General features: G+C 60.0%; 9 protein-coding genes and 1 pseudogene. 6 read left to right on the plus strand and 4 right to left on the minus strand.

Going from position 1 to position 11,934, the window contains the following annotated elements; genetic code table 11:
* The 5 genes from ACRXB1_RS18450 to ACRXB1_RS18470 form a co-directional block, all read left to right on the plus strand.
* A partial coding sequence (locus ACRXB1_RS18450) for a peptidogalycan biosysnthesis protein (protein WP_449492806.1) occupies positions 1–137 on the plus strand: 137 nt, incomplete at its 5' end.
* 174 nt (positions 138–311) lie between these two features.
* Positions 312–2,363: an NAD(+) synthase gene (locus ACRXB1_RS18455; protein WP_075358882.1), complete on the plus strand. Its 2,052-nt coding sequence runs from the start codon at positions 312–314 to the stop codon at positions 2,361–2,363.
* Positions 2,364–2,558: 195 nt separating this feature from the next.
* Positions 2,559–2,897: a P-II family nitrogen regulator gene (gene glnK / locus ACRXB1_RS18460; protein ID WP_062000047.1), complete on the plus strand. Its 339-nt coding sequence runs from the start codon at positions 2,559–2,561 to the stop codon at positions 2,895–2,897.
* A 211-nt stretch (positions 2,898–3,108) separates the two neighbouring features.
* On the plus strand, positions 3,109–4,866 hold the full coding sequence (locus ACRXB1_RS18465; protein ID WP_449492802.1) for a cation:proton antiporter: 1,758 nt from the start codon (positions 3,109–3,111) through the stop codon (positions 4,864–4,866).
* A 122-nt stretch (positions 4,867–4,988) separates the two neighbouring features.
* On the plus strand, positions 4,989–6,434 hold the full coding sequence (locus ACRXB1_RS18470; protein ID WP_449492803.1) for a gamma-glutamyl-gamma-aminobutyrate hydrolase family protein: 1,446 nt from the start codon (positions 4,989–4,991) through the stop codon (positions 6,432–6,434).
* A gap of 88 nt (positions 6,435–6,522) precedes the next feature.
* Here ACRXB1_RS18470 and ACRXB1_RS18475 read toward each other — a convergent pair whose 3' ends face one another.
* The 3 genes from ACRXB1_RS18475 to ACRXB1_RS18485 all read right to left on the minus strand — a co-directional run bounded on the left by ACRXB1_RS18475 (position 6,523) and on the right by ACRXB1_RS18485 (position 9,414).
* Entirely contained in the window at positions 6,523–7,227 is a 705-nt protein-coding gene (locus ACRXB1_RS18475) for a DUF2968 domain-containing protein (protein ID WP_075358863.1), read from the minus strand.
* Between the two features lie 113 nt (positions 7,228–7,340).
* Positions 7,341–8,606, minus strand: a complete 1,266-nt coding sequence (locus ACRXB1_RS18480; protein WP_449492804.1) for a hypothetical protein — start codon at positions 8,604–8,606, stop codon at positions 7,341–7,343.
* A gap of 355 nt (positions 8,607–8,961) precedes the next feature.
* Positions 8,962–9,414: a GNAT family N-acetyltransferase gene (locus ACRXB1_RS18485; RefSeq protein WP_449492805.1), complete on the minus strand. Its 453-nt coding sequence runs from the start codon at positions 9,412–9,414 to the stop codon at positions 8,962–8,964.
* A gap of 427 nt (positions 9,415–9,841) precedes the next feature.
* On the opposite strand from ACRXB1_RS18485, the gene tcuC reads away from it, so the two are divergent.
* A complete protein-coding gene (gene tcuC, locus ACRXB1_RS18490) occupies positions 9,842–11,140 on the plus strand; it encodes an MFS transporter (RefSeq protein ID WP_062000943.1) in 1,299 nt (432 codons plus the stop codon).
* Positions 11,141–11,221: 81 nt separating this feature from the next.
* Here the strand turns inward: tcuC and ACRXB1_RS18495 are convergent.
* Positions 11,222–11,934: pseudogene (locus tag ACRXB1_RS18495) on the minus strand (tetratricopeptide repeat protein); the annotation flags it as partial.

Raw genomic sequence — 11,934 nt, forward strand, 5'->3', positions numbered from 1 at the left:
TGACGTGGTCCGCGCACTGGGTGGCGGACCCGCGGTTCGCGCACGCGATCAGCGAGTTCCTCGACGAGGAGACGGCCGCGATGGACCAGCACATCCAGGAACTTGAAGCGCATACACCCTTCCGTAAAAAGGTTTAAGGATCCGCACGAAAGCTGGCCAAATGGCTAACGTCAGCGCCAATACCTGCCTGGAAACTGCAACTCGACTTATCATCATGTCGAAATGCTTTCGCTTTTACGGCGATAACCCTCAACCCGTCATGCGCCGGAACAGGACCCCCGAATGCGGGGCATCGTATGGACAAGCTCAAGATGAAAAATCGATTCTTCAATCTCTATAGCCACGATTTCGCGCGCGTGGCGGTGGGCGTCCCACGCTGCAAGGTCGCCGATCCGGCCTTCAACGCGGCTGAAACCATCGAACTGGCAAAGCAGGCGGCGGCAAACGGCGCCGTCCTTGTGGCGTTCCCCGAGCTCGGGATCTCGGCCTATACCTGCGACGACCTGTTCCACCAGCGCGCTTTGCTCGACGCTTGCGAAGAGGCGCTTGCAACGGTGGTGGCGGCATCGAAGAGCTTGTCCGTAGCAATGATCGTCGGCATGCCGTTGCGTGTGGAGCACACGCTTTTTAACTGCGCGATCGTGGTTGCGGGCGGCAAGATCCAGGGCGTCGTGCCGAAGAGTTATCTGCCGAACTATGGTGAGTTCTACGAAGCCCGGCAGTTCAGCGCGGCGGAAAACGCATCGGTTGACCGGGTGAACCTGCTGGGATCGGACGTGCCGTTTGGTTCTTCGCTGCTGTTCGAAATCGCCGACATGCCGCTGTTCCGTTTCCACGTGGAGATCTGCGAAGACGTCTGGGTGCCGATTCCCCCGTCGTCGTTCGCGGCACTCGCGGGCGCCACCGTGCTGGTGAATCTGTCGGCATCGAACGTGGTGGTCGGCAAGGCGGGTTATCGGCATCAACTGGTTTCGCAGCAATCCGCCCGTTGCCTCTCGGCTTACCTCTACACATCGGCGGGACGGGGCGAGTCGACGACGGATCTCGCCTGGGACGGCCAGGCGATCATCTACGAAAACGGTGAACTGCTCGCCGAATCCGAACGCTTCCTGGACACGTCGCATCTCGTTTTCGCCGATGTCGATCTCGAGCGTCTCTCGCGCGAACGCATGCGCCAGACCACGTTCGGCCAGTCGGTTCGCCGCCATGCCGACGAAGTTTCCGCATTCGAAACCATCCGCTTCGGCCTGGAACTGCCGCTGAACCGCGCGCTGCCGCTCGATCGCGCCGTGGAGCGTTTCCCGTACGTGCCGTCGGAAGCCAAGCGCCGCGACGAGCGCTGCAACGAGGTCTACAACATCCAGGTGCAGGCGCTCGTGCAGCGTTTGTCCGCGAGCGGTATTTCGAAGGTGGTGATCGGGATTTCGGGAGGGTTGGATTCAACGCACGCGCTGCTGGTTTGCGCGAAAGCAATGGACCGCCTGAAGCTGCCGCGCACGAACATTCTTGGCGTGACCATGCCGGGTTTTGCAACCAGCGACCGGACGCTGTCCCAGGCGCGGCAACTGATGGAAGTGGTCGGCTGTTCCGCAAGCGAGATCGATATCCGGCCGAGCTGCGAGCAGATGCTGAAGGACCTCGGGCATCCGTATTCGTCGGGCAAGGAAGAGTACGACATCACTTTCGAAAACGTACAGGCGGGCGAACGCACGAACCATCTGTTCCGGCTTGCGAACTTCAAGGGCGGCATTGTGATCGGCACGGGCGATCTGAGCGAACTCGCGCTTGGATGGTGCACCTACGGCGTGGGCGATCACATGTCCCACTACAACGTGAACGCCAGCGTCCCGAAAACGCTGATCACACATCTGGTCCGATGGGTTGCCGAGACGGGGCAAATCGGCAATTCGGGGTCGGACGTCCTGATCAACATCCTGAACACGGATATCAGTCCCGAACTCGTTCCAGGAAAAGCGAACGGTGAGCCCGAGCAAAAAACCGAAAGCGTGATCGGGCCGTACGAGTTGCAGGACTTCAACCTCTACTACACGCTGCGCTTCGGCTTCTCACCGTCCAAGGTGGCGTTCCTCGAATACACGGCCTGGAAGGATCGCGATGCAGGCGAGTGGCCCGAAGGCGCACACGTTGCGCGCAATCAGTACAACCTCGAAGACATCAAGCGCAATCTGGGCATCTTCCTGGACCGGTTCTTCAGGACCAGTCAGTTCAAGCGTTCGTGCATTCCGAATGCGCCGAAGGTTGGTACCGGCGGTTCACTGTCCCCTCGTGGCGACTGGCGTGCACCGAGCGACTCGGAATCCATCGTCTGGATGAACGATTTGAAGAACATTCCTGCGGAATGACCCGTTTGCACCAGATTTGCGCGTGAAATCCGACGAAATCGGTGAATTGCGGTGAGCTCTTCGAGTCGTTGGCGCGAGATGCTTGCGGTGAACCATGAAAACGCGGCTAGAATCAAAGCATCGATTTGAAATTCGTTATCTACCATTCGCACATCTCGCCACGCATGTGGCGTCATCATTTAAACGAGGCGCGCCATGAAGAGCATCACCGCAGTCATCAAGCCGTTCAAGCTGGACGAAGTCCGCGAGGCACTGGCAACGGCCGGTCTTACCGGCCTGACGGTTACCGAGGTCAAGGGGTTTGGACGTCAAAAGGGTCACACGGAGTTGTATCGCGGGGCGGAGTACGTCGTCGACTTTCTGCCGAAGGTAAAAATCGAAGTCGTCGTGGCGGACTCGCAGACGGATCAGGTTATCGATGCCATCATCGGGGCGGCTCGTACCGGCAAGATTGGCGACGGCAAGATTTTTGTGACCGACGTCCAGCGCGTGATCCGCATTCGTACCGGCGAGGAGGACGAAGCAGCCGTCTGAGCGGGCTTCGTTCAATGGCGGCCTGACACAGCTTCAGGCCGTCATATTCTTTGAAGTGCGGCCGGTCGACGGTCGCAATCGTCATTTATCGTTATCGGCCTCGTCGATTGCGCATCCTGTTTTGTCCTCGTTCCGTACATTCCCGTCATCAATCTAAATATTCGTTGCGGTACTATCGGCATCCCTGTGTGCTATTTGTAAGGATTTGTGGATGCATCACGCGATCGGCTTCATACAAGATCTGGCGGTCATCATGGCGATTGCGGGCGTCGTCACCGTGTTGTTTCATCGCCTGAAGCAGCCAGTCGTGTTGGGATACATCGTGGCGGGCGTGATCATCGGACCGTACACGCCACCTTTTCAGCTTATCCACGACGAAGCCACCATCCAGACCCTCGGCGAACTCGGCGTGGTCTTCCTGATGTTTTCTCTCGGGCTCGAATTCAGCCTGAAGAAGCTCTTCAAGGTCGGGGCCACGGCGTTCGTGGCGGCCGCGTCCGAGATCTTGCTGATGATCTGGATCGGCTACGAAATCGGCCAATGGTTCGGCTGGAATACGATGGACTCGCTGTTCCTCGGCGCGATGCTCGCCATTTCGTCGACCACGATTATCGTCAAGGCGCTTTCGGAACTCGGCATGAAGGGCGAGCCGTTCGCGCAACTGATTTTCGGCATTCTGATCGTGGAGGACATTCTTGCGATCGCCATGCTCGTGCTGCTTTCTGGGATCGCGCAGACCGGATCGGTATCGGCGGGCGTGGCGTTCGTGACGCTCGGCAAGTTGCTGTTGTTCATGACGGTATCGATGGTGATCGGCATCCTGATCGTGCCGCGCGCGCTCGATTACGTCGCCAAGGCCAAGAGCGATGAAATGCTGCTCGTCACCGTGCTCGGCTTCTGTTTCGGCTTCTGTCTGCTCGTCGTGAAGCTGGACTACAGCATCGCGCTCGGGGCGTTCCTGATCGGCGCGATCATGGCCGAATCGCGGAATCTGCAGCGCATCGAGCATCTGATCGCGCCGATTCGCGACATGTTCTCGGCCATCTTTTTTGTGACCATCGGGCTGTTGCTGAACCCGGGGGTGCTCGTCGATTACTGGTGGCCGATCACCGTCATCACCATAGCGGTCGTGTTCGGCAAGATCGTGTCGTGCGGGCTCGGGACGTTCCTCGCCGGGCGCGACGGGCGTACATCGATGCGCGTCGGCATGAGCGTGGCGCAGATCGGTGAGTTCTCGTTCATCATCGCGTCGCTGGGGGTGTCGCTGAAAGTGACCAGCAGCTTCCTGTATCCGATCGCGGTCGCGGTTTCCGCGCTGACCACGTTGTTCACGCCATACCTGATCAAGGCCGCCGATCCCATCACGCGGCGCATCGCCCAATCCATGCCGGTTCCGGTCGCCAATACGTTCGGGCTGTATTCGCAATGGCTTGCAAGCCTTTCGCCCGATACCGCCGGCCCAACCCTCTTCAGCATGACACGGCGAATCGTGCTGCAGATCGCGGTCAATCTGGCGCTGGTCGCCGCCATCTTTCTCGCCGCTTCGTACTCGGCGCCGGGCACCAAAGCGTTTCTCGCCCGCTGGCTGCCGACCAACGACGCGCAGCGCGTAGCCATCTGGAGCGTGGCGTTGCTGGTGTCGATGCCGTTTCTTGTCGCGGTTTATCGAAAGCTCGAGTCGCTTGCATTGATGCTCGCCGAAGTGAGCGTGCAGCCCGCGAAGGCCGGGCGCTTCACGAGCGCGCTGCGCTCGGCCATTTCCGGGCTGATCCCGATTCTCGCGATGTTCGGCGTCTTCCTGCTGGTCACCGTGCTGTCGGGCGCGATTCTCCCGCCGTTCGGCCTGATGATTGCGGTGCTCGTTTGCGCGGCGCTGTTATTGACCGTGTTGTGGCGCTGGTGCGTGAAGATCCACGCGACCATGCAAATCGCACTGCGAGAAACTTTCGAAGAGCCTCGCGATCATTAATGAGCATGAATTGTTTCTTTCCTCTGGTAATGTGAGCAATTGTTTGATGGTTTGCCGCCCCCGGACCAGAGGCGGATAATTGAACTCTGACCATTCTCAAAGCGCATCGCGCCTCTATCGGAATGAGCGAAAACAAGACGTCAAACTCGGGCAAGCCCGAAAATACCGTGGGTTCTACGGGCTCCGGTCCGCATATCCCCAATCCCGATCCGGCCGTTCCGTCCGCGTCATCTCATAAAAGCACTGAAGTTCCCGCCGCTGCCGAGCCTGGGCCTGATGCCAGCGCGGCGGAGCGGGCGTCGACGGATGCGCCATCGAGTGCGTCGACGGTCGAGCCCGTAGACGTAGCGAAGGCCCAGCGCGACGATGCCGCCGAAGCGCGCAAGTCGGCGGCGAGCGCCACGTTTGCACAGGAGAACGCCGCGAGGCCTGTGTCCGCTCACGCGCCGTCCACTGTAGATGCAGGCCTCGCGAAAGAGGTCGAGTCGGCGACTGAAGCGCACGCTAATCTCGCGGAAGAGGTCGAGATCGCGACTGAAGCGCAAGCCGCGGAAACCGTGGAGATCAACTCGGAGACCGTCCCGCCGCGAGCCAGCGCCTTGCCTCCGGAATTTACCGCCGCGCCTGACTTCGGCACGTTTCATCCGCCTCCCATACCGCCTGAAGCTCCGCCCGGCAAGCAAGCGCCGCCCGCGTACTTGCGGCAGAGCGATTCCGCATGGTCGGTGTTCGGCCGTGTGATGAAGGCGCGCGCCCGTCAGATCTTCGATCGCGCCGGACAGCGCATCACACAGCGGACGTTGAAGATTGGTGTATCGGCGCGGATCTTTCATCCCGAACCGGGTGCCAAAGGTCTGCGCGGCAAGACGCTGCAATACCTCGAAGAATCGATCGCGCATTGGGTGATGTCGCGCGATGTGCTCGTGTTCATGATTCCCACGGTCGGGCATCAGGGCATGCTGCATCCGAGCAATATTCGTTTGCGCGATTACGCGAAGCATCTTGACGGCCTGTTGCTTCAAGGCGGCGCGGATGTTTCGCCGCAGTCCTACGCGGAAGCGGCAACGCGCCACGAATGGCCGGGAGACCGTGTGCGCGATATGTACGAGCTCGAGTTGCTCCATGAGTTCATCGAATCGGGCAAGCCGGTGCTCGGCGTGTGCCGCGGTTGCCAGCTCATCAATGTGGCGTTCGGCGGCACGCTGTATCAGGACATTGCCACCGATGTCCCGACCGCCGGCATCCATGTCAATGAGCAATACGACCAGCATCGGCATCCGATTCGTTTCCCCGATGGCTCGACGCTCGTCAACATGTTCCCGGGCCGCCGCGAAGCGCTCGTGAATTCGATCCACCATCAGGCAGTGAAGACGATTGGCCGCGATCTGAACATCGAGGCGGTATCGGCGGCGGATGGGATCATCGAGGCTGTGCGTTACCGGCGCGCGCCGTTCGTGATGGGCGTGCAATGGCATCCGGAGTTTCATCGCGCGGGTGGCGACGAGTTGCTGGACTGCACGCCGCTGCTGGATACGTTCCTGCGCGTGGCACGTGAGACGCGCTTCTGAATCGGCGTTGAACGAAATCAGGCTATAACGACAAGGGCCGCTTCAACATCAGTTGAAGCGGCCCTTGTCCTTCATGCGGCAACCAGAATTACTGCACGATCCCAGCTTCGTTTTGATCCTGGAGCTGCTGGACCTGTTGTTGCAGCGCCCGCAAACGGCGCTCGGCATTGGATTTGTCGTTCTGCAACGCCATTGATTCCGCCTGCATTTGCTGTTGCCGTTGCGACACTTCGCTTTCTTGCGCACGTGCAATGGAAAGGTCTGCCGTCAGCCGCTGCGCCCGATCGTTCGATACCGCGATCACCCGCTCCAGCAGCGCCTTTTGCGCCTGCAATTGCGTGCGCTGGATCTCGCCCTCGGCGAGCGCGTAACTCTTCCTCGCGAACTGCGCGTAGACGGTTTCTGCGTGCATGTTGTCCTGCGACTTCACCACGCGCCAGAAATTCTTGTCCTGGAACAGCGCGACGTAATACACCATCTCTTGCGGATAGAAAAAGAGCGCCGCGCCATAGTTGCCGTTGTACGTGACGCGCAACTCGGTAAGCTTCTTCGCCTGAACCATTTGCCGGAGTTCGGATACGTTCCCCGCCGCCTGGCCGCTCTCCGCGCCGTCGCTGCCGTCCTTGAAATCGTCCATCGAACCATAAGCGGGTACGGGACGGACGGGATCAGCCAGACCCGTTGCCGAAAGCAGCGTGCCCACGGGCTGATAAGCATTGACCACGGTCGAGCCGAACCCGATGACAACAACAAACAACGCTTGCAGAAGGGCGGAGGTGGAGCAGGACTTCATAGTGCGAGGCTTCTAGATTGATTGAGGATCGACGCGAGGTGTGACGCGTTCAAAACGCGTCACACCTCGCCGCCAGGGAACCGTCTGGTTGATGCACGATCATTCGCGCGCGATTACTTCAGGAATTGCGATCCTGGTTCGGTGACACGGCGTTGGCTGATATCGGAACTCCAGTTCGATGAATCGCCTGAGCCCGAGCGTGGCGTGGCTACTGAACTTGCGCGCACCGTCTGGCGGGAGACGCCGCTGTTGTCGTCGAGGACGGCCGAATGCGCGAGCATGTTGTACATCTCGGTCACGCTGAGCGAAGAACCCGACGAAGCCGTGCGCATGTCGTCGCGCGACTGAGCGCGGCGACCTGGCGAGGCCAGCGGCGCATCGAACCCGCTGCTGCGATATACGGGCGTGCCCTGGTATTCGTGACCGTGGCGCCGCTGCACGACTTCGTAGCTGCGCGCCTCGCGGATAACCGCAGCTGAACGCTTGTTCTTGCCGTGGCTCTTCGCGCGGCCGCGCTCGGATGCTTGCGCAACCACCAGCGGTTTTGTCTTCGCAACGACTTGCGGTTTCGTTACCCGTGCCGACGTGTCGCCGGCGCTGGCCGTTCCGCTGTTGCTGGCGACTGAAGCGGTGTTGGGCGACGGTTTGGCTGTTGTGGTCGAAGCGGTCGTGGCCGGCGGTGCTGAAGGTGTCTGCAACGCAGTGAGAGCCGCAGCGGCGACAGCCGAAGGCTTGGAGGAACCTTCAGCCGGATGAGAGCCGGACGTTGCAGTAGACACGGTAGCTGAGCTGGAAGGCGGCACAGAAGAAACTGCAGACGGTTCAGCAGCAACGACATCAGCTGATGCATCAGCCGCGGGCGTTGCATTCGACGCAACCATGGCCGCTTGTTCCGGCTTTTGATGGCCGATTCGCGTGCCAAACAGCGCCCAGGCGATAAACGCAGCGCAAGCCAGCGCAATCGCACCGCCGGCAACCTGTTTGCGACGATCGTTTGCAGGTGGCGTCTTGACCACGCGATCGTCGGGTGCGGTGAATGGCTCGAATGCAAACGATGCTGGTTCCGGGGCGGCCGGTGCGATATCAACAGGCGCGGCGGCGAAGCCCGTTTGCTCCGTCTGCAGCATTTCATCATTGCGTCTGAACTTGCCCCAGAGACTTGCCGGCGTGTATGGAAAACGCTCGTTGCGAAGCGATATCGGACTGACATAAGCCGTGAGAAATCGCGCCGCGTAAAACGGAATTTCATATTCGGTCAATGCTGGACGCGCGCTCTTCAGCGTCCACTCTTCGCCATAGACGGCGTTGGGCATACCGGCGAGCGGGTACAGGGTTGGCAGAAGCAGATCGCCTTGTACAACGACCAGAGGAGCATTCATTTTTTTCTCATATCCGAAAGCGGGCGTCAGGACTGCTCAGCGAAACAACACGCGGGGCAGCCGTGTGGACATCGCCCGGATGTTGCTGCGAAGGTGACAGATATTTCACCTTGCCGGACCGCCACAGAACAGCCCTCGATCATACCCAGCGCCTGCTTTGGCGTCGCTCAGAACCTTCTTAGTTCCATTGTTGGAAGGTGCTCGGAGGAAAGAAACATCGCTGAATGATACGGACGCAACGTACATTTCAACGGGCCACGCCAATGCACGCGGGACGTGTTGCGCTACATCCTGCAAGAGGCGTTGAACGAGATTACGCCAGCGATTCCATGAAGGCAAAGCAAACCCGGAGACCTCAGCCGATCGGCCGGGTATAGCGCAGCGCGATGATAGGTATGCCGCCCATCGTGTCATCTTCACGTCCCGCCAAACGCCATCCACGCGATTCATAAAACCCGATTGCCGCAACATTCGGCTCGAGCACATAGAGGTGCAAGTTCTTCGCGCCGTGACCTGCCGCCCATTGCGCGGCTTGCTCGAGCATTGCGGTGCCGAGCCCCGTGCCTTTGGCTTTCGGCATGGCGTGCAGGTTGTCAACGAGCGCGCTGCCAGTTTCATCGGGTGCCATCACGCATACGAACCCGGCCGGCTCCTCGCCGATGTACGCGATGAACACTTCGCCCGCGCCATTCGCAAGTTCGTCGAAGCGCGTGCTCCAGTGCGCGGCGCGATCCACCGTCAGTTCGTCATCGAGATACGTGTCCGGCAGGATCCCTCGATACGCAGTTGCCCAACTCCTTGCATGCATGTCGGCTATAAGCGCCGCATCCTTTAATGTCGCCAGTTGCAAAACGAATCCGGTCGGTTGTTGCGAATTTGTAAGCTTATTTGTAGACATATGAAAGATAAAGTTAAGCTGTTTTAGCAGCAATTACGCGAAGTTTGAATGAGCGTGTTTCGCGTTCGCGTTGTAAGATTGGCGACGCGGACAATCAGCGAAATAACGATGTTAAATATCGAGGGTTAACCCTTGTGTAGTTATTTTTGGTCGTTTGCGCCGTGCCGAGGAATTTTTTGCCGGTCTTCAACCGGCGAAGCTTACACATGCATCCGGCGTTTTGCCACCACGCAGCTCGCAAACGAGTGCATCGGTTTCCAGCGTTTCACGCCGCGTCGAGCCACACACCGTCCAAGCAATCCGGCCGGCGTTTTTAGTCAAAGTCTTTGAGATAGACATGTCCACCCCTTCACATGCAACGCCCGTGAACGAGTCGAAAGCGAAGTCGGTATTTCGCGTCGTCAGCGGCAACTTCCTTGAAATGTACGACTTCATGGTCTATGGCTATTACGCCTCGTCCATTGCGAAGACGTACTTTCCGAGCGGCAACGAATTCGCGTCGCTGATGCTCGCGCTGTCGGTGTTCGGCGCCGGCTTCCTGATGCGGCCGATCGGCGCTATCGTGCTCGGCGCGTATATCGATCACCACGGCCGGCGGAAGGGCTTGATTCTTACGCTGACCATGATGGCGATCGGCACGCTGCTGGTCGCGGTGATCCCGGGATACGCGACCATCGGGGTGCTGGCCCCGATCATCGTGCTGGCTGGCCGCTTGCTGCAGGGCTTTTCGGCCGGCGTGGAGCTTGGCGGCGTGTCCGTGTATCTGTCCGAGATCGCGACCAAGGGCAACAAGGGTTTCTATTGCTCCTGGCAGTCGGGTAGCCAGCAAGTGGCGGTGGTGTTTGCCGCGCTGATCGGCGTGGTCATGAGCCAGGTCTTGCCGCCCGACCAGATGACCGCCTGGGGTTGGCGCGTGCCGTTCATCATCGGCTGCCTGATCGTGCCGTTCCTGTTCATCATCCGCCGTTCGCTGCAGGAAACGGAGGAGTTCCTCGCGCGCAAACATCGTCCGTCGATGAGCGAGATCATGAGGTCCATGGCGTCGAACTGGGGCATCGTGCTGGCCGGCATGGGCATGGTGATCATGACGACCGTGTCGTTCTACATGATCACGGCGTACACGCCGACGTTCGGCAAGGAAGTGCTGAAGCTTTCTTCCATCGATACATTGGTGGTGACGGTGTTCGTCGGTTTGTCGAATCTCGTCTGGCTGCCGCTTTCGGGCGCGGTGTCGGACCGTGTCGGACGTCGCCCGGTGCTGTTGTTCTTCACGATCCTGACCATTCTCACGTCGTATCCGGCCGTTCAATGGCTTGTCGCCGATCCATCGTTCCTGCGTCTGCTCGGCGTCGAGTTGTGGCTATCGTTCCTGTACGGAAGCTATAACGGCGCGATGGTCGTGGCGCTCACGGAAGTCATGCCGGTCGAAGTCCGGACCACGGGCTTCTCGCTTGCGTACAGCCTCGCAACGACGATCGGCGGCTTCACGCCCGCCATCTCGACCTACCTGATTCACGCGACCGGCAACAAGGCGGCGCCCGGCGTTTGGATGGGGCTTGCGGCGATCTGCGGGTTGATCGCGACGCTGGTGCTTTACCGCTCAACGGAAGCGCGCAATCAGTACAAGACGGCCTGACTTTCCGTCACCTGTGGCCTGAAACGAAAACCCCTCGCCGTGGCGAGGGGTTTTTTGTTGCAAACGCTGGTGTCGGAGACACTAGGAAGACGCTGCAACATCCTTCGCCACCCGTTCGATGACTCCATCCCACGCGCCAGGTTTCGCCTGCCGGAACAGATGGGCTTTGGGATACCACGCGCTCGAAGGTGTGTCGATACCCCAACGCCAGTCGGCTGCGAACGGCAGCATCAGCCACAGCGGTTTTCCGAGCGCGCCGCTTAGATGCGCGACGGCGGTATCGATGGATACGACGCCGTCCAGACGATCGATGATCGCGGCGGTATCGGCGAAATTCTCCAGCTTGTCTTCCAGCCGCTGAATGAAACGCGCCCGCGGATGCTTGTCCAGCAGCGCGCGTTCTTCAGTGGTGAGCGTGGGCTGCAGCACGATCCAGTCGATGCCTTCCAGCATGAACAAAGGTTCCAGTAACGCGAGCGGCGCCGAGCGCGTCTCGCAGGGCTGGATCCGGCCCGACCATGCAATGCCGAGTTTGCGCTTCGACTGGCCGCCGAGCGACCCGCGCCATTTCTTGCGATACGCGGCTGGCACCACGAGATAGGGCGTGCGCGCCGGCACCATTTCCGTATTCGATACACCCAGCGCCAGCGGCAAGCTGAGCAGGGGGATGAACGCGTCAATGTCGGCGGGAGGGGGTGTCAGCGTGCTTTTCAATATGACGCCCGCCGCGTTTGCCGCCGGCTCGAGCAGCGCAACAAGCGCCGGTTGCACCTCGAGCACGATCTGGCCGACGA

This window comes from Caballeronia sp. M23-90 (genome assembly GCF_053574605.1).